The organism is Promicromonospora sp. NFX87 (genome assembly GCF_048564965.1).
GTDB lineage: Bacteria > Actinomycetota > Actinomycetes > Actinomycetales > Cellulomonadaceae > Promicromonospora.
Genome location: NZ_CP183413.1, coordinates 3,210,010 through 3,227,727 on the forward strand (window position 1 = coordinate 3,210,010; position 17,718 = coordinate 3,227,727).

15 protein-coding genes are annotated in these 17,718 nt (G+C 73.7%); 9 read left to right on the forward strand and 6 right to left on the reverse strand.

The genetic code is table 11. From position 1 onward, the window contains the following. Positions 1–50: 50 nt before the first annotated feature. Genes ACNYC2_RS14420 through ACNYC2_RS14430 form a run of 3 tightly spaced genes read left to right on the forward strand, consistent with a single transcriptional unit; the run spans position 51 to position 1,608 of the window. Positions 51–413, forward strand: a complete 363-nt coding sequence (locus tag ACNYC2_RS14420; protein WP_419707687.1) for a DUF3099 domain-containing protein — start codon at positions 51–53, stop codon at positions 411–413. 11 nt (positions 414–424) lie between these two features. Beyond that, positions 425–676 carry a hypothetical protein gene (locus tag ACNYC2_RS14425; protein WP_419707688.1) on the forward strand — a complete coding sequence of 84 codons (252 nt, stop codon included), beginning with the start codon at positions 425–427 and terminating at the stop codon, positions 674–676. Continuing rightward, positions 673–1,608 (forward strand): SURF1 family protein, encoded by a 936-nt coding sequence (locus tag ACNYC2_RS14430; protein WP_419707689.1) that lies wholly within the window; start codon positions 673–675, stop codon positions 1,606–1,608. Before ACNYC2_RS14425 ends, ACNYC2_RS14430 begins: the two co-directional genes overlap by 4 nt. A gap of 119 nt (positions 1,609–1,727) precedes the next feature. Here the strand turns inward: ACNYC2_RS14430 and ACNYC2_RS14435 are convergent, their stop codons facing one another. Then, positions 1,728–3,326, reverse strand: a complete 1,599-nt coding sequence (locus ACNYC2_RS14435; RefSeq protein WP_419707690.1) for an ABC-F family ATP-binding cassette domain-containing protein — start codon at positions 3,324–3,326, stop codon at positions 1,728–1,730. A 320-nt stretch (positions 3,327–3,646) separates the two neighbouring features. On the opposite strand from ACNYC2_RS14435, the gene ACNYC2_RS14440 reads away from it, so the two are divergent. Both ACNYC2_RS14440 and ACNYC2_RS14445 read left to right on the forward strand, forming a co-directional pair. Beyond that, on the forward strand, positions 3,647–5,953 hold the full coding sequence (locus ACNYC2_RS14440) for a family 43 glycosylhydrolase (RefSeq protein WP_419707691.1): 2,307 nt from the start codon (positions 3,647–3,649) through the stop codon (positions 5,951–5,953). A gap of 161 nt (positions 5,954–6,114) precedes the next feature. Continuing rightward, positions 6,115–7,377: an MFS transporter gene (locus tag ACNYC2_RS14445; protein WP_419707692.1), complete on the forward strand. Its 1,263-nt coding sequence runs from the start codon at positions 6,115–6,117 to the stop codon at positions 7,375–7,377. Between the two features lie 441 nt (positions 7,378–7,818). On the opposite strand, the gene ACNYC2_RS14450 is transcribed toward ACNYC2_RS14445, so the two are convergent. From ACNYC2_RS14450 to ACNYC2_RS14465, 4 genes are all read right to left on the reverse strand, one after another. Beyond that, on the reverse strand, positions 7,819–9,528 hold the full coding sequence (locus ACNYC2_RS14450) for an aminoacyl--tRNA ligase-related protein (protein WP_419707693.1): 1,710 nt from the start codon (positions 9,526–9,528) through the stop codon (positions 7,819–7,821). Positions 9,529–9,684: 156 nt separating this feature from the next. Then, on the reverse strand, positions 9,685–10,575 hold the full coding sequence (locus ACNYC2_RS14455) for a neutral zinc metallopeptidase (RefSeq protein ID WP_419707694.1): 891 nt from the start codon (positions 10,573–10,575) through the stop codon (positions 9,685–9,687). A gap of 9 nt (positions 10,576–10,584) precedes the next feature. Next, entirely contained in the window at positions 10,585–11,781 is a 1,197-nt protein-coding gene (locus tag ACNYC2_RS14460) for a HAMP domain-containing sensor histidine kinase (protein WP_419707695.1), read from the reverse strand. Beyond that, positions 11,778–12,449, reverse strand: a complete 672-nt coding sequence (locus tag ACNYC2_RS14465; protein ID WP_419707696.1) for a response regulator transcription factor — start codon at positions 12,447–12,449, stop codon at positions 11,778–11,780. Before ACNYC2_RS14465 ends, ACNYC2_RS14460 begins: the two co-directional genes overlap by 4 nt. A 225-nt stretch (positions 12,450–12,674) precedes the next feature. On the opposite strand from ACNYC2_RS14465, the gene ACNYC2_RS14470 reads away from it, so the two are divergent. Genes ACNYC2_RS14470 through ACNYC2_RS14485 form a run of 4 tightly spaced genes read left to right on the forward strand, consistent with a single transcriptional unit; the run spans position 12,675 to position 16,181 of the window. Continuing rightward, positions 12,675–13,181 (forward strand): hypothetical protein, encoded by a 507-nt coding sequence (locus ACNYC2_RS14470; protein WP_419707697.1) that lies wholly within the window; start codon positions 12,675–12,677, stop codon positions 13,179–13,181. Beyond that, a complete protein-coding gene (locus ACNYC2_RS14475) occupies positions 13,178–14,245 on the forward strand; it encodes an efflux RND transporter periplasmic adaptor subunit (RefSeq protein WP_419707698.1) in 1,068 nt (355 codons plus the stop codon). Before ACNYC2_RS14470 ends, ACNYC2_RS14475 begins: the two co-directional genes overlap by 4 nt. Continuing rightward, entirely contained in the window at positions 14,242–14,994 is a 753-nt protein-coding gene (locus ACNYC2_RS14480) for an ABC transporter ATP-binding protein (protein ID WP_419707699.1), read from the forward strand. Before ACNYC2_RS14475 ends, ACNYC2_RS14480 begins: the two co-directional genes overlap by 4 nt. Continuing rightward, on the forward strand, positions 14,991–16,181 hold the full coding sequence (locus ACNYC2_RS14485) for an ABC transporter permease (RefSeq protein ID WP_419707700.1): 1,191 nt from the start codon (positions 14,991–14,993) through the stop codon (positions 16,179–16,181). The genes ACNYC2_RS14480 and ACNYC2_RS14485 overlap by 4 nt, the downstream gene beginning before the upstream one ends. 97 nt (positions 16,182–16,278) lie before the next feature. On the opposite strand, the gene ACNYC2_RS14490 is transcribed toward ACNYC2_RS14485, so the two are convergent. Continuing rightward, positions 16,279–17,691, reverse strand: a complete 1,413-nt coding sequence (locus tag ACNYC2_RS14490; protein ID WP_419707701.1) for a serine hydrolase domain-containing protein — start codon at positions 17,689–17,691, stop codon at positions 16,279–16,281. Positions 17,692–17,718: the final 27 nt, after the last annotated feature.

Genomic DNA, 17,718 nt, shown 5'->3' on the forward strand with positions numbered 1-17,718 from the left:
GACGTCCGGCGGCGTGTCTGACGTGCACGTCCCGGACGTAGACTGGCGAGATGAGCGAGCCGGTTCCGTCCATCACCTCGGCCCCCGAGCCGCTGGCAGTGGACCAGGCGCGCCGCACGCGCAGCTATCTGATCCAGATGTCCATCCGCGTGGTGTGCATCATCGGCGCGGTGCTGGTGGACGGCTGGGTCCGCTGGGCGCTCGTCGCCGCCGCCGTGGTGCTGCCCTACTCGGCGGTGCTCATCGCGAACTCCGGGCGGGACCAGGTCACGCACAACACCTCGCCCGTGACGCCCGCCGCGGCGCCCGCGCTCACCGAGCTGTCCGACGCCGCCCCCGACGTGCCGCGGGCCCCGGCTTCCGCCCCGGACGCGCCCGGCGCCGGGCGCGTCATCGACCACGTCGACGACTGAGGGAACTACCGATGGACCTCCTCGGCCTCTCCGGCCCAGCACCCGACCCCGTGCCCGAGGGCGAGCTCGTCTGCAGCGCCAAGGGCTGCCGCGAGCAAGCCGCGTGGGGGCTGCTGTGGAACAACCCCAAGCTGCACACGCCCGAACGCCGCAAGGTCTGGCTCGCGTGCGACGAGCACCGTGAGCACCTCGAGCAGTTCCTCGCGTCGCGGTCGTTCTGGAAGCAGACGGTGGCAGTGGCGGAACTGGACCGGGTGTCGTGAGCGACGGCGCCGCCAGCGCCCGGGGCGACGAGTCCCGCGGTCCGCGCACGACGCGCCAGTGGGTGATCCTGGCGGTGGCCGCCGTGGTCCTCGCCGCCCTGTGCCTGGTCGCGGGCCGCTGGCAGTGGGACCGCGCCGAGTCGCGCAACGCCGAGATCGACCTCGTCAACGCCAACTGGTCGGCGCCGGTGGTGCCCGTGGACGAGGTCCTGCCCGGGCCGGGCGCCGTCGTGCCGCAGGACGAGGTCTGGCAGCGGGTGGAGCTCACCGGCGAGTACGTCGCCGACGCGACGGTGCTGCTGCGCAACCGGCCCGTGGGCGGACAGGGCGGGTACCACGTGCTGGTCCCGTTCGAGGCGCGGGTCGGCGGGCAGGACGTCGTCATCGTGATCGACCGCGGGTTCGTGCCGCTCGGCGCCGACGGGTCGCGGCCCGACGCCGTCCCCGCGCCGCCGTCGGGCACCGTGACCGTCGTGGCGTCGCTGCGGGCCGACGAGCCCGCCTCCGACCGCGACGCGCCGCCCGGGCAGGTGCAGGCGATCTCGACCGAGCAGGTGCTCGCGGCCGGGCCGGACGGCGCCGCCTGGGCCGAGGGCCGCACCGTGGGCGCGTACGGCGCGCTGCGGGCCGAGGAGCCGGCGCCGCAGACCGGGCTGGCCTCCCTGCCCAAGCCGGACACCGACCCGGGGTCGCACCTGTCGTACGCGTTCCAGTGGTGCATCTTTGCGATCGGCGCGATCAGCGGGTACGTGCTGCTGTGGCGCCGGGAGCGGGGGGCGCTGCGGGGCGAGTCGGTGTCGGCGGGCGACCTGCTGCTGGCCACCGGCGAAGCGGCGGACGGCGAGGGCGTGCGGGCGCGACGTCCGGCCCGGGAACGGCGTCAGACGGCCGAGGACGAGGAAGACGCGCTGATAGAGGCCCAGCTCCGCTGACCCCTGTCGCCGAAGTAGAGGGTGTGTCCGGACACACCCTCTATCTCGCGTGCCGGACGTTCCCGAAGTAGAGCGTGCGTCCGGACATGCGCTCTACTTCGGCGAAAGCCGGGTCGGGGTCAGGCGAGGGAGACCAGCTCCTGGTAGCTGTCGTTCCAGAGGTCCTCGTCGCCGTCGGGCAGCAGCAGCACGCGCTCCGGCTCCAGGGCCTCCACGGCGCCGTCGTCGTGCGTGACCATCACTACCGCGCCCTCGTACGTCTTGAGCGCCCCGAGGATCTCGGCGCGCGACGCCGGGTCGAGGTTGTTCGTGGGCTCGTCGAGCAGCAGCACGTTCGCGCCGGACACGACGATCGTCGCGAGCGCGAGCCGCGTCTTCTCGCCGCCGGACAGCACGTTGGTCGGCTTGTAGGCGTCGTCCCCGCTGAACAGGAACGAGCCCAGCACCGACCGCACCTGCGTGTCCGTGAGGTCGGGCGCGGCGTGCCGCAGGTTCTCCACGACCGTCACGTTCATGTCGAGCGTGTCGTGCTCCTGGGCGTAGTAGCCGAGCTTGAGCCCGTGCCCGGGCACCACCTCGCCGGTGTCGGCCGCCTCGACGCCCGCGAGGATCCGCAGCAGCGTCGTCTTGCCCGCACCGTTGAAACCGAGGATGACGACGCGGGACCCGCGGTCGATCGCCAGGTCGACCCCGGCGAACACCTCCTGGGACCCGTACGCCTTCGACAGGCCGTTGGCGGTGAGCGGCGTGCGGCCGCAGGGCGCCGACGTCGGGAAGCGCAGGTTGGCCACGCGGTCGGAGACGCGCTCGGCCTCAAGCCCGCCGAGCATCTTCTCGGCGCGCTTGATCATGTTCTGCGCGGCGGTGGCCTTGGTCGCCTTGGCGCGCATCTTCTCGGCCTGGGCGAGCAGGGTGCCGGCCTTCTTCTCGGCGTTCGCCCGCTCCCGCCGACGACGCCGCTCGTCCGTCTCGCGCTGCTCGAGGTACGTGTCCCAGCCGAGGTTGTACTGGTCGAGCTCGCCGCGGTTGGCGTCCAGGTGGAACACCTTGTTCACGGTGGCGCGCAGCAGGTCGGTGTCGTGGCTGATCACGATGAACCCGCCGTTGTACGCCTTGAGGTAGTCGCGCAGCCACATGATGGAGTCCGCGTCGAGGTGGTTGGTCGGCTCGTCCAGGAGCAGCGTCTCGACGCCGCTGAACAGGATGCGCGCCAGCTCGATCCGACGGCGCTGGCCACCGGAGAGCGTGCTGAGCGGCTGCGCCAGGACGCGCTCGTCCAGGCCCAGGTTCGCGGTGATGATCTGCGCCTCGGACTCCGCGGAGTAGCCGCCGGCCGCCAGGAAGCGCGCCTCGAGCTTGGGGTAGCGCTCCATCGCGGCGTTCTGCGTCGCCTCGTCGAGGGACGCCATCTCGCCCTCGGCCTGGCGCATCTTGGAGATGACCTTGTCCAGGCCGCGCGCGGACAGCACGCGGTCCATCGCGAGGACCTCGAGGTCGCCGGTGCGGGGGTCCTGCGGCAGGTAGCCGATGTCGGTACCGCGCACGATCTGCCCGCCCGAGGGGAGGGTCTCGCCCGCGAGGGTCTTGGTCAGCGTGGTCTTGCCTGCACCGTTACGGCCCACCAGACCGATCCGGTCGCCCGAGGCAACCCGGAAGTTCGCCTCGCTCAGCAGCACGCGCGCGCCGACGCGCAGCTCGACGCCATGGGCAGTGATCACGCAGGTGTTCCTCACGGTTGGGGTGGTGGTTGGTCGTTCGGCCCACAGCGGCGGGGGCCCTTTCAGTCTACGGGGTCGGGGCCAGGGATTACGGTGCGTTGCCTCACTCGGACGCCGGGCACCCGGGCGACCCCGACACGCTGCACGGAATCGTCGGCGTGTCGCGTGCGTCGTGTCGGGGTCGTCGCTCCGGCCCTGGACGGGACCGCTCGGCGACGGTACCTTCACGTCTGGTACTACGTTGTACCAGGTACTCCGTGGTGACGATGCGGCGGCCACGTCGCCGGTGACGTGGCGCGACCGCCGAAGGGATGAGACACATGGAGATACGGTTCGTCGCCGTGCTCGCCTCGCTCGCGCTGGCCCTGGGTGCCACGGCCCCGGCCGCGGCGGCGCCACCGCCGTCGGGCAGCGCGCAGCCGCCCGCCACCACCTTCACGAACCCGATCACCGAGCCGTTCGCCGACACCTATGCCGATCCCGCGATCATCCGCGGCAAGGACGGCTGGTGGTACCTGTACGCGACGAGCGACCCGCTGGTCTCGGGCGGGCCGTTCGGCAACATGCACGTCTCGAGGTCGAGGGACCTGGAGTCCTGGGAGTACGTGGGCACGATCTTCGACGACGAGAACCGGCCCTCCTGGGCCGCGAGCGCCTCGTACTTCTGGGCGCCGGACATCCGGTACGTGGACGGCCGGTACGTCATGTACTACACGGTGACCGACACGGCGGCGAACTCCGACCCGTGGGACTACACGATCGGCGTGGCGACCGCGCCGACGCCGACGGGGCCGTGGACCGACTCCGGCGGGCCGGTCCTGGACCCGCGCCCCGCGGGCGGCGACACCTATCTGAACACCATCGACCCTGCTCTGTTCACCGACGACGACGGGTCGCGCTACCTCTACCTCGGCGGCTTCAACGGCGGCCTCTGGGTCACGCGGCTGGACGAGACCGGCACGCGGGCGGTGGGTGAGCTCACGCGGGTGACGGTCGCGGACCGGTACGAGGGCGCGTTCGTGGTCAAGCGGGACGGCTGGTACTACCTGATGGGGTCGTCGGCGAACTGCTGCGCCGGGCCGGTCACGGGGTACAGCGTCTACGCGGGGCGGGCGCGGTCGCCGCTGGGCCCGTTCACGGATCACGAGGGCGTGAGCCTGAACGAGTCGCGGGTGGGCGGCACGCAGGTGGTGGCGCAGAACGGGAACCGGTGGATCGGCGTCGGGCACCACGCGGTGCTGACCGACGCCGCGGGGCAGGACTGGATGCTGTACCACGCGATCGACAAGGACGACGCGTGGCTGGAGCAGCCCGGCGGCGTGAACCGGCGCCCCACGCTGATCGACCGGATGGACTGGATAGACGGCTGGCCGGTGGTCAACGCCGGGGCGGGGCCGAGCGAGGGCCCGCAGCCGGGGCCGGTCGCCGCGAGCGGGCTCGGCATCGTGAGCGGCGACCCGGCGTCGGGATCCGGTCTGCGGCGGGTCTCTGGCACGTTCGCCCGGGGCTTCGACGACGCCGGCGACGCGGGCGCGCTCGCCCGGCTGGTGCCGGGCCGGCGGGACGCCGCCGTCGTGCGGACGGCTCCTGCGCCGCGTGACGTGCGGATCGAGGCGGACGTGCGGCTGCCCGGCACCGACGCCTCGTTCACGGCGACCCTGGGCGGGTCCGGTCGGGCCGCCGTGTCGGTGCGGCTGGACGCCGAGGCGCGCGAGCTCGTCGTCGGACAGGGGCGGCGGGAGGTGCGGGCCGCGCTGCCCACGAACGCGGACCTGCGCGACTGGCACGTGCTGACCGTCGAGGCGCGGGACGGGGCGGTCGCCGCCCGGCTCTCGTCGAGCGGTCTGGGCGACGTCGACGCCGAGGTGCGGTTCGAACCGCGTACCGCGCTCCCCCGGCGGGCTCCCGTGAGCCTGGCGGCCGACGGCGGCGAGGCGCAGCTCGACAACCTGACCGTCGTGCCGGCGCACGAGCCGGTGACCCGGCGGGTCGACGAGCCGCGGGCGGGTGCCGTCACGTTCGCCGAGGAGTTCGACGGCGACCTGGACCCGGGCTGGAGCTGGCTGCACGCCCCGTCGACCGGGCCGGACGGCGTCGAGATCGCGGGCGGCGCCCTGTCCTGGCCGCTGACCGGACACGACCTGGTGGGGTCGGCCAACGACGCGCCCGCGCTGCTGCGCGACGCGCCCGAGGGCGACTTCGTGCTGGAGGCCACCGTCACGCTGCCGCTGGGCGAGAACACAGTGCGCAACTACCAGCAGGCGGGCCTGCTGGTGCACGCGGGCGACGACGACTTCCTGCGGCTCGCGCCCGTGTCGATCTGGCAGACCCGTCAGGTGGAGTTCGGCAAGGAGCTCACGGCCGACGGGCGTACCTGGTTCGGCGGACACGTCTCCGGGCCGGTCGCCGACACGATGCACCTGCGCCTGTTCCACACCACCGACCCGGACACCGGCGAGCACGAGTACCGGGCTGCGTCCTCGCGCGACGGCCGGACCTGGCGCTTCGGCGCCACCTGGACCCTCCCGGCGAACACCACCCCGAAGGTAGGCATCTACGCGGGCGGCGGCCCCACCCCGCCGATAACGGCAACCTTCGACAAGGTGCAACTCCGCGAGCTTGGCTGACCCCCGCGCGGGCCGCCGGGCGCACCTGTCAGACGCTCCGGCATGTGTCAGACGCTCAGGTCACTCGAGTGATCTGAGCGTCTGACACGTGCGGAGGCGTCTGGTCACATGTCGGCCGGTCGCCTTGCCAGCGGGGCTCGGCCTGGTCTGGGATGGAGCCCATGCCTTCACCGAGCCACCGGACCGCGTCCTGGCAGCCTGGCGACGTCCGCGAGGCGGCCGGCGGGTTGTTCGCCCTGGCGCTCGCTACCTTCGTCGCCATCACCACCGAGCTGGTTCCTGTAGGGCTGCTGCCCCTGATCAGCGACGATCTTGACGTCTCCGAAGGTGTCGCCGGGCTGCTCGTGACCGCCTACGCGTTCATGGTCGCGGTGCTCGCCGTGCCGCTGACGTCGGCCACGCGCAGGCTGCCCCGCAAGACGCTGCTGCTCACCACCCTCGGGGTCTACGTCCTGAGCAACGTGATCGTCGCGGTCGCGCCCACGTTCGCGCTCGTCGCGGTGGCCCGGGCGCTGGGCGGCGCGGCCCACGCGGTCTTCTTCTCGGTGAGCATCGGGTACGCGTCCCGGCTGGTGCGCCCGCACCTCGCGGGCCGCGCGCTCGCACTGGTCACGCTGGGCGCGTCCGCGGGCTTCGTGCTCGGCGTGCCGCTGACGACGTCGCTCGGCACCGCCGTCGGCTGGCGCACCTCGTTCCTGGTGCTGGCCGGGGCATGCACGCTCGCCGCGGTGCTCACCGCGCTGCTGCTGCCGTCCGTCGCTGGCGGCGGCACTCCCCCGGCCGACGCCGCCCGGGGCGCCCGCCGCACCGCCCTCGCCCAGGTCACGTCAGCGAACGCCCTCGTCTACCTCGGCCACTACACGGTCTACACCTATGTATCGGTGCTGCTGCTGGCGGCCGGCCTCGCGACGGCGGCGCTCGGCCCCGCGCTCCTCCTGATCGGGGCGCTCGGCCTCATCGGCGCCTGGTACGCCGCAGCCCGGCTCGACGTGCGGCTCCGGCAGACCACCGTCGTCACGCTCGGGGTCGTCGCGGCCGGGGATCCTGACGCTCGGCCTCACCTTCCCCGGCACCGTGGGCACGCTCGCGGCGGCCGCGGTGTGGAGCATCGGCTTCGGCGCGGTCGCCGCCGTCTTCCAGACGGCGGCGATCCGCACCCGAGGGGCCTCGCCCGACGTCGTCGGGGCGCTCGTCAACTCCACCGCCAACATCGGGATCGGCGGCGGGGCGGCGCTCGGGGCGCTGGTGCTCGACGGCGTCGGGCTCGCCGCCGTGCCCTACGTCGGCGTGGCCCTTGTCCTGACGGCGTTGGTGGTGGTGCTCGTGGCCCGCCGCGCGTTCCCGGCGGGGCCCGCCGTGGAGCAGGACGCGGCGGAGTAGGACGCCGGGCCGCTCGCGGAGGCCACGGACGGCCCGGCGGGTGATAGAGCGGACGTTTCACCGCCAGAGCGCGCGGTGAAACCGTCCCGGACGTACGGTCCGCCCATGGGCACAGACTCCCCGAGCGTTCCCGTCACCGTCGCCGACGCACTACCCAATCTCCGCACCGGCCGCCTGGCCCGCGGAGATGACCTGACGAACAACCGACCGGCCAAGCACCTCCTCGACGAACGCCGCGCCTACACCCGGCAGCACTTCACGTCGGTGGTGCGCGGCCGGCTCACCGGACAGCCCGACGAGCGGCACCGGGCACTGAGCCGCCGGATCGCCGGCGTCCGGGCCGTCGCCCAGGAGCTCTGGGAGCTCGTGGCCAAGCGTCCCGTCTGGCGCGTCCTCCAGTCGGTCCGCTCCGCCCCCACGACACGCTCGGGGCAGCGGCCCGCCGAGCTCGAGCTCGACCAGCTCGTGATCGGGCCGTCCGGCGTCTACACCATCCACTCCGTGTACCGCCCCACCCAGGACGTGACCGCCGACCTCGCCCGGGACGCCGCGCGCCGCACCCAGGAGATCCTGGGCCGCGCGACGCGCGTGCCGATCAGCGTGCAGGCGCTCATCGTCTTCGTCCGGACGGACCAGCCCCGTGTGGAGGGTCCGCGCGACGGCGTCGAGGTGCTCACGGCGGACGAGCTGGTGCCGTGGCTCGAGAGCCGGCGGCAGATGCTCACCGACCGCGAGCTGGAGATCATCCACCTGGCCGCCCGGGACCACCGCACCTGGGCCCCCCTGACCCCGCCTCCTGCGCCGGTCGAGCTTGCCGAGACCCCCTGCTGGTCAAGCCCGATACCGCTGGTCGAGCCTGTCGAGACCCTCACCACCCGACCCGCGCCACCCGCTTCCGCGCCGCCTCCGCCAGCCTGTCCCCCAGCTCGGAGAGCAGTACGGAAGACTTCACGCCCGACGCCGGGTCGGTGACCGCGAGCACCCCCCGCCTCGATCTCGCGCGGCCCGAGCACCCCCAGCAGCGCGTCCCGGCGCTGACGGGCGAGCCGGATGCGGTTGCCGAGCGACCCGTCCCGCTCCACCCGCACGCGCAGCCCCCGGGCGCGCAGTTCGGCGGCCAGCTCATCGACCTGGTCCGCGGCGCCGCCGTCGACCGCAGAGCCGTCACCCGCAGAGCCGTCACCCGCCCCGCCGTCGGCCCCGGAGCCACCCACCGGCAGCAGGCAGACCTGCACCGGCGCGAGCCAGAACGGCAGCCGGCCGGCGTGCCGCTCCAGGAGGAAGGCGACCATCCGCTCCATCGCGCCCACGGTGCCGCGGTGGATCATCACCACCCGCTCCCGCTCGCCGGACGCCGCCACGTAGGTCAGGTCGAACCGCTCCGGCTGGTTGAAGTCGAGCTGCACGGTCGCGAGGGTCTCCTCGTGCCCGCGCGCGTCGAGCACCTGGACGTCGATCTTGGGCCCGTAGAACGCCGCCTCCCCCGCCTCGGCGCGCCAGTCCAGCCCGCCCGCGAGCCGGGTCAGCACCGCCCGGAGCGCCCCCTCAGCGGCCGCCCACTGCTCGGGCGCGCCGAGCCACCTGCCGGAGTCGTCCCGGCCGGACAGCCGCAGGTACGACACCTCGATCCCCAGGGTGTCGAGCACCTCCAGGACGGCGGCCAGCGCGACGTGCACCTCGTCCGCCACCTGGTCGGGACGGCAGAACACGTGCGCGTCGTCGAGGTTGATCTGCCGCACGCGGCTCAGCCCGGACAGCACGCCGGACCGTTCCGCCCGGAACATCGGCGCGAGCTCCGAGTACCGCACGGGCAGGTCGCGGTACGAGCGCGGCTCGGACGCGTAGATCTGCGCATGGTGCGGGCAGTTGGCCGGGCGCAGCACGAGCGGGTCGACGTCGGAGTCGCCCATGGCCATGGGCGGGAACATGTCGTCGGCGAACTTGGCCCAGTGACCCGACCGCTCGAACAGCGACCGCTTGCCGAGCACCGGCGAGTACACGGGTTCGCAGCTGGTGCGCAGCGCCACCTCGCGGGCGTACTGCTCCAGCTCGTACCGCACGGCCGCGCCGGCGGGCAGCCACAGCGGCAGGCCGGGGCCGACGAGCGGGCTCGACTCGAAGATCCGCATGTCGCGGCCGAGCTCGCGGTGGTCGAGGACCGGTTCGCTCCGGTCGGTGATGGCGACGTCGTTCATGGTTGCTCCTTCGGTGGAGGAACCGCCCCGGTGCCGGGCAAACCAAAAGCCCCGGAGCGAGCTCCGGGGCTTGGGTTGCTGAGTGCAGGGTCAGCGCGCGCCGGAGGGGTCCGGCGTCGTCGTGCGTGCGCTGAGGTGCATGCGCCAACCGTACGGTCAGAGGGACGACGCGTCCAGCGCGTTGCAGTCCTGGATGGTGCCGCCGTTGTAGCCGATGCTGAACCACTTGACGCGCTGCTCGCTGGAGCCGTGCGAGAAGGCCTCGGGGTTCACGTCGCCGCCCGACCGCCGCTGGATGTTGTCGTCGCCGACGGCGGCTGCGGCCGAGAGCGCCTGCTCCAGCTCCGCCCGCTCGATCGGTTCGAGGAACGGGACGCCCGTGTCCGGGTCCTCGGTCGTGGCGGCGGTGCCCGCCCACATGCCGGCGAGGCAGTCGGCCATCAGCTCGATGCGCACCGAGTCGGACTCGGGACCGGTGCCCGACCGGTCGGCCCGCTCGAACAGCCCGAGCTGGTTCTCGATGTGGTGCCCGAACTCGTGCGCCGTCACGTACATCTCGGCCAGCGGCCCGCCCTCGGCGCCGAACTGGCTGGAGAGCTGGTCGTAGAACGCGAGGTCCTCGTACACGGTGGTGTCGGCGGGGCAGTAGAACGGCCCGGTGGCCGACGTCGCCGAACCGCAGCCCGTGTCGACGGCGTCGGTGAAGCTCACGACCTCGGGCATCTGGTACTCGACCCCGCCCTGCTCCGGGAGCGCCGTCGCCCAGTAGGCGTCGAGCGACTGGACCGCGGCGTTCAGGCGGCACTCCTGGTCGGTGTTGGCCTGCTCGGCCGTGCACTGACCGATGTAGCCCGCCTCGCCGGTGTCCCCGCCGCCCGACGTGGTGCCGCCGAGGATGTCCTGCGGGCTGTTGCCGGTCACGAGCATGTAGACCAGCGCGATGACGAGCGCCACGCCGCCGCCACCGCCCACGGCGACGGCGCCCCGGCGTCCGCCGCCCTTGCGGACCCGACCACCCTCGAACTGACCGCCCTCGTTGAAAGTCACCTGCCAACGCTACCGCGGCAGGAGCACGCTCACCCGCAGGCCGCCGCCGTCCCGCGGCACCACGTCGAGCCGCGCGCGGTGCGCCGTCGCGATGGAGTCGACGATCGCCAGGCCCAGCCCGCGCCCGGCATGCTCCGGGCCCCCGGTGCGACCCCCGGCGCGACCCTCCGTGCGGCCCTGCCGCCGCACGAACGGGTCCACGAGCGTGGGCGCTACCTCGGGCGGCACGACGGCGCCCGTGTTGGCCACCTCCACCCACGCCGCGCCGTCACGCTCCCCGGTCCGGACCCAGACCTCGCCGCCGTCGTGGTTGTGCCGCGTGGCGTTCTGCAGGAGGTTCGCCACCAGCCGGGTCAGCAGCACCGGGCTGCCGTAGGCGGGCGCGGGACGCAGGTCCGTGGTCACGGTGACGGACCGCGCCCCGGCCTCGCCCCGCAGGTCCTCGACCTGGCCGGCCGTGATCCGGGCCAGGTCCACGGCCTCCAGGTCGAGGGGCGCCTGGCCGATGTCGGCCAGGTCGAGCAGGGCCTCGACGGTCTCGATGCTGTGCTCGTTGACCTGCTGCAGGCGGCTCGCCAGCCGCACCAGGTCGGCGTCCGCCGGGTCGTCGAGCGCGACCGACAGCATCGCCTTGTTCGTGGCGAGCGGTGTGCGCAGCTCGTGGGAGGCGTTCGCCGCGAACCGGCGGTGCGCCTCCACGGACTGGCGGATGCGGTCCAGCATCGCGTTGAGCACCCGGGCGAGGTTCGCGAACTCGTCGTCCGGACCGGTCAGCTCCACGCGGCGGCTGAGGTCGCCGTGCCCCACCCGGACCGCCGTGTCGTTGATCGCGTCCAGGGGTCGCAGCAGCCGGCCCGCGATCAGCCACCCGATCCACATCGCGATCAGCACCACGACGAGGACGAGGGCGATGAGGCCCGCGTTGGCGACGGTCCGGCTCTCCGCGGACGCCATCTCGCCGTCCGGCCAGGGCTCCGGCGGCACACCGCTTCCGCCGTCCGCCTCGGTGGGCCGTATGCCGACCTGCACGAGGTTCGCGACGTCCAGGTAGGCGTAGAAGAGCACGACCAACGCGACCCCGGTGCCGCCCAGCAGGCCCGCGTAGGCGAGCGTGAACCGGGCCCGCACGGTGCCGAGCCGGAGCCTCGGCCGCCTGAGGCGCCCCTGGCGCCGCGCCGTCCGCTCCCCGGACCCACGCCCGTTCACGACGCCGCCCCCGTCTCGATCCGGTACCCCACACCCGGCACCGTGGCGATGACGGCCGGGGTGCCGAGCTTGCGGCGCAGCGTGCTGATCGTGACCCGGGGCGCGTTGGTGAACGGGTCGGTGTGCTCGTCCCACGCCTTCTCCAGGAGCGTCTCCGCGCTGATCACTCCCCCGCGCGCCCGCATCAGCAGCTCCAGCACCGCGAACTCCTTGCGGGACAGCCGCACCAGCCGCCCGTCGCGGTACACCTCGCGCCGGAACGGGTCGAGCACCACGCCGCCCAGGTCCAGCGCGGGCGGCTGGGCGGGGCCGCCGCGCCGGTTCAGCGCGCGGAGCCGGACGACGAGCTCGGCGAGCTCGAAGGGCTTGGCGAGGTAGTCGTCGGCGCCGAGCTCGAACCCCGAGACCTTCTCCTCCAGCCGCCAGGCGGCCGTGAGCATGAGCACGCGGGGGCCGTCGTCCTGGGCGGCGAGGACCCGGCAGACCTCGTCGCCGTGCGTGCCGGGCAGGTCGCGGTCGAGCACCACGACGTCGTAGGCGTGCACGTCGACCGCGGCCAGGGCGGCGTCGCCGTCGTGCACGACGTCGGCCGTGATCGCCTCCCGGCGCAGCGCCGTCTGGACCGCCTCGGCGAGGAACACCTGGTCCTCCACGACAAGCACTCGCATGACTCTCCTCTCGCACGCCCGGACCCCGGCCGCGGTGGGCGGACGCGCGGGGTCGTGCGGCGAGTCAAGCACGACGGGGATAAAGAGAACCTCTGCGTTTTCGCTGACGCTGACCTAACCCCCGCTCGGGCTGACTGGTGCCGCGGCGGCCCGCACCGGACCGCCGACCATCACGAGAGGACGAAGCCCGTGCGCATCCGACCCCGAACGATCCGGCACCAGTCTGTGGCCCGCCTGACAGCGCTGCTCGCCGTGCCGCTGCTGGCCGTGAGCCTCGCCGCGTGCAGCCAGACCCCCACCCCGGACACCGCGCCGTCCGGCCAGGGCGGCCAGGGCGGCGAGGTCGTCGAGACCGACGCCCAGCAGTGGGGCCTCGACTACGCCGCGTGCATGCGCGAGCACGGCATCGACGTGGAGGACCCGAACGCGGAGGGCGGGTCCGTCGCCACCCGCCCCCAGGACGAGACGCCCGCCCGGCAGGAGGCGACCGAGGCGTGCCTCGAGAAGCTCGGGCCGTCGCCGGTCGGCTCCGGCTCGTCGGGCAGCTCGGGCGGTCCCGACGCCGAGGAGATGCGCGAGAACCTCCTCGACCTGGCGGCGTGTCTCCGCGAGCAGGGGTACGACGTCGAGGACCCCGCGCCCGGCGAGGGCCTGGGCATGCCGGGAGGTATCACCGAGGAGGCCCTCAAGGAGTGCGACATGGACGTCACCAGCGGGGTGCCGGCCCAGTGACCAGGCGACGCACAGGGGTCGTGCTCGGCGTGACGGCGCTGGTGGTCGCCGGCGGCTGCACCGCGACGGGGCTCGTCCTGGCCCAGGGCTCCGCGCGCGACGACGACCAGCCCACCGGCCGCCCATCGGTGGAGCTGGCGCAGGTGGAGCGGCAGGATCTCGCCGACGTCACGACGACGCCGGGCGAGCTCGACTACGCCGACCCGCAGCCGTTGCAGAGCGGCCTGAGCGGGACGCTGACCGGGCTGCCCGACGTCGGCGACGTGATCGAGCCGGGTGGGGCGCTGTACCGGGTGGACAACACGCCGGTGATCCTCCTGCGGGGCGAGCTGCCGCCGTGGCGGGGGTTCGACGTCACCATGAGCAAGGGCAAGGACGTGGTCCAGCTCGAGGAGAACCTGCACGACCTGGGGTTCTTCGACGGGACGCCGGACGAGCGGTTCGACTGGGTGACGCGCGAGGCCGTGCGGGACTGGGAGGAGTCGCTGGGCATGCCGCGCACGGGGGCGGTCGAGCTGGGGCGGATCGTGTTCGAGCCCGGGTCGCGGCGGGTCGGCGCGGTGGTGGGGGCCGTCGGCGACCGCACGGGTCCCGGCACCGAGGTGCTGACCCTGACGGGCCGGGACCGGACGGTGAGCGTGCAGCTCCCGGTGGCGGACCAGCGCGTGGCCCGCAAGGGCTCGGCGGTGACCGTGCGGATCCCGGGCGGGACCGAGACGCCGGGCAAGGTGACCGCCGTCGGCTCGCCGGTCGAGGTGCCGAACGGCAGCGACAAGTCCGTGGTGGTGCCCGTGACGGTCGCCCTGGAGGACCCCGACGCCGCGGGCGAGCTGCAGCGCATCTCGGTCACCGTGGGGTTCCGCGAGGAGGTGCACGAGCAGGTGCTCGCGGTGCCGGTCACGGCGCTCATCGCCCTGCCGGGCGGCGGGCTGGGCGTGGAGAAGCAGGGCGCGGACGGCGACGTCGTGCCCACGCCGGTCGAGACGGGCGCGTTCGTGCAGGGCTTCGTGGAGATCACCGGCGGCGACCTCGCCGAGGGCGACCACGTGGTGGTGCCCGGATGAGCGCGCCCGTGATCGAGCTGCGCGGGGTGGTGCGCGAGTACGGGCACCCGCCGGTCCGGGCGCTGGACGGCGTGGACCTCGGCATCGCGCGAGGCGAGCTCGTCGCCGTCGTCGGGCCGTCGGGTTCCGGCAAGTCGACGTTGCTGAACCTGATGGGCACGCTGGACCGGCCCAGCAGCGGGCAGGCGGTGATCGACGGCGTCGACGTCGCCACGCTCAGCGACGACGAGCTGTCCGCGCTGCGCGCCCACCGCATCGGGTTCGTGTTCCAGCAGTTCCACCTCACCGAGGGCATCCCGGCCGTCGACGCCGTCGCGGACGGGCTGCTCTACACCGGGGTGCCGCAGGCGGAGCGCCGACGGCGGGCCCTCGGCGCGCTGGAGCGCGTAGGGCTCGCCGGACGGGCGCGGCACCGGCCGCACCAGCTCTCGGGCGGTGAGCGGCAGCGGGTGGCGATCGCGCGCGCCGTCGTGGGCAATCCGTCCGTGCTGCTGGCGGACGAGCCGACCGGGAACCTGGACAGCGTCAACGGGGCGGCGATCCTGGGGCTGCTGCTCGACCTCAACGAGGCGGGCACGACCGTCGTCGTCATCACGCACGACCCGAAGCTCGCCGCGACGCTACCGCGTCAGGTGGCGCTCAAGGACGGGCGGATCTGTCCGGAGGACTTGCCGGCCGGTGTGCCCGCGGGCGGCCTGGCAGGCCGGCCGGCGAGCGGCCGTGCGGGCTCGGGCGGGGGTGCCGGATGAGCCGGGATCCGCGGTCGCGGCTGCTCGGGCGGGACGTGCTGCGGCTCGGGTCGGCCGGGCTCCGGTCCCGGCCCACGCGGGCGGTCCTGTCCGCGCTCGGGATCGCGATCGGCATCGCCGCGATGGTGGCGGTGGTCGGCATCTCGACGTCGAGCCAGGCGCGGTTCGCCCAGCAGCTCTCGCAGCTCGGCACCAACCTGCTCACGGTCACGCCGGGGCAGACGCTCGACGGGCGGGACGCCACGCTGCCGCCGCAGACCGTGGACCAGGTGCGCCGCATCTCGGGCGTGCTCGGGGCGAGCTCGGTCGCGCGGCTGGAGGACCTCGCGGTGTACCGCAGCGAGTTCATCGACCCGCGCAACACCAACGGCCTCGGCGTGCTGGCCGCCGACCAGGAGCTGTTGTCGGTGACCGGCGGGAAGCTGGCGGCGGGCCTCTGGTTCGACGCCGCGCAGGAGCGCTTCCCCACCGTGGTGCTCGGGAGCGACGCCGCGGCGCGCCTGGCGATCACCGAGGTCGGGAGCCAGATCGTGCTCGGCGGCGAGAAGTTCACCGTCATCGGGATCCTGCGGCCCGTGCCGCTGGCGCCGGAGCTCGACGGGTCCGTGCTGGTCTCGACGCACGTGGCGAAGGAACGGCTCGGCCACACGGGCGAGCCGACCACGGTGTACGAGCGGTCCACCGACGAGTCGGTCGCCCAGGTGCGCGAGCTGCTGCCCGCCACCGTGCGTCCCGAGGCGCCGGAGGAGGTGAGCGTCAGCCGACCGTCGGACGCGCTCGCCGCGAAGTACGCGGCCGACACCACGTTCGCCGGGCTCCTCGTCGGGCTCGGGTCGGTGGCGCTGCTGGTCGGCGGCGTCGGCGTGGCCAACACGATGATCATCTCGGTGCTGGAACGCCGCCGGGAGATCGGGCTGCGCCGGGCCCTGGGCGCCACCCGCGCGCACATCCGGCAGCAGTTCCTCACGGAGGCGGTGCTGCTCACCCTGCTGGGCGGCATCGGCGGGGCGGTGCTGGGGCTGGGTGTGACCGCCGTCTTCACCGTGGTGAACGGGTGGCTGCTCGCGCTGCCGCCGCTCGTGCTGGTCGCGGCTGTGGCGGCGACCGTGCTGATCGGCGCGGTCGCGGGCCTCTACCCGTCGATCCGGGCGGCTCGGACGCCGCCGACGGCGGCGCTGAACTCCTAGGGCGCCCGAGCACCCGTTGGTCGAGCTTGTCGAGACCTCGCGAGCGACCCACGGGGTCTCGACAAGCTCGACCAACGGTTGGTGGGGCCGCGCGCTTCTACCCGCCCAGGACGCGCGTGCGGTACTCCTCGACCGGCCACGCCGTCATCGCGCCGAAGCGGGCGGCGACCACGGCGCCGCCCGCGTCCCGCTCGACCTGCACCGGCTCGCCCACCGCGCCGAACCCGGCGACCGGCTCCTGCACGAGACGCCCGTCCGACACGACGAGCCGCTGCGCCGCCTCGGCCGGCTGCGGGAGGCGCGGGTTGATGGTGTGCAGGATCCCGCCGAGGTCGGCGACGTCGAACACGCCCCACAGGTTGGCGAACCGCCCGACGGGCGCGTCCGCCGGGACGGGCGGCACCGGGTTCCCGCCGGTCTCGGCCGCCGCGACCTCGTCCGCCGCCGCGAGCGCCAGGTTGACGATCTGGATGACGCCGTTGGCGATCTGGTTGGCGATGCCGTCGACGGCGTTCGTCAGCGCGGAGACCACGAGGCCGTCGACGGGGTCGATCCAGGTGCGCGTGATGTGGCCGGGGTAGCCACCGGAGTGTCCGACGAGCTCTCGGTCGCCGACCTTGCCGAGCTCGATGCCGACGCCGTACCGGCCCAGCTCACGGCCTCGGACCGCCACGGTCGACTCCTCGCGCTGGACCAGGCGCTTGCTCTTGTCGGTGAGCAGCGTGGTGTCGCCGAGCACGTGGGTGGCGCCGTAGCGGACCATCTCGAGCGCGGTGGAGTACCAGCCGGTAGCCGCGGCCATGGCGCGGGTGTCGACGTGCGGGATGACGCGGCGGGCGTCGTCGTGCGAGATGCGGCCGGTGTGGCCTGCCGCGTACTCGTCCGCGCGGGCGGGGTCGAGCTCGGTCCCGGTCCGGGTCAGGCCCAGCGGTTCGACGACGGCGGCGCGCGCCACCTCGTCGTACGTCTTGCCGGTGACGCGCTCGATGATGATGCCGAGCAGGCTGTAGCCGATGTTCGTGTACTTGAAGTGCTCGTTCGGCTCGAACACGACGCCCTCGGTGCGTACGCACTCCAGCACCTGCTCGCGGTCGAGGAAGGGGCGCTCGTACTGCCAGAAGTCGCCGTCCGAGGAGTCGCGGATGATGCCCGCCTGGTGGCCGAGCAGCTCGCGGACGGTGATCTCGGCGGCCTTCGACGAGTCGAGCTCCGGGACGAGCCCGCCGACGACGTCGTCCAGGCGCAGCTCGCCACGTTCGACGAGCTGCATGACCAGGACGGTCGTGAACGTCTTGGAGTGGGAGGCGACGCGGAACAGGTGGTCGCTGGTCATGGCCTCCCCCGTCTCCAGGTTCGCCGTGCCCCACGCGAGGTCGACGAAGACCTCGCCGCGGCGGCCGACGGCCAGCTGTAGGCCGGGCATGCCGTGGTAGGCGGCCTGGAACGAGGCCCAGTCGGCCAGGTAGGGGGCGATGGAGCGGAGGGTCTGCGCGGTGCGGTCGTCAGTCACGGGGACGACTCTCTCAGGTCGGCGCGA

Bases quoted from the DNA above. Each gene is read 5' to 3' on its own strand.
- ACNYC2_RS14485 (WP_419707700.1), top strand. From the start codon at position 14,991: ATGAGCCGGGATCCGCGGTCGCGGCTGCTCGGGCGGGACGTGCTGCGG.
- ACNYC2_RS14425 (WP_419707688.1), top strand. From the start codon at position 425: ATGGACCTCCTCGGCCTCTCCGGCCCAGCACCCGACCCCGTGCCCGAG.
- ACNYC2_RS14465 (WP_419707696.1), bottom strand. From the start codon at position 12,449: ATGCGAGTGCTTGTCGTGGAGGACCAGGTGTTCCTCGCCGAGGCGGTC.
- ACNYC2_RS14440 (WP_419707691.1), top strand. From the start codon at position 3,647: ATGGAGATACGGTTCGTCGCCGTGCTCGCCTCGCTCGCGCTGGCCCTG.
- ACNYC2_RS14480 (WP_419707699.1), top strand. From the start codon at position 14,242: ATGAGCGCGCCCGTGATCGAGCTGCGCGGGGTGGTGCGCGAGTACGGG.
- ACNYC2_RS14450 (WP_419707693.1), bottom strand. From the start codon at position 9,528: ATGAACGACGTCGCCATCACCGACCGGAGCGAACCGGTCCTCGACCAC.
- ACNYC2_RS14420 (WP_419707687.1), top strand. From the start codon at position 51: ATGAGCGAGCCGGTTCCGTCCATCACCTCGGCCCCCGAGCCGCTGGCA.
- ACNYC2_RS14445 (WP_419707692.1), top strand. From the start codon at position 6,115: ATGCCTTCACCGAGCCACCGGACCGCGTCCTGGCAGCCTGGCGACGTC.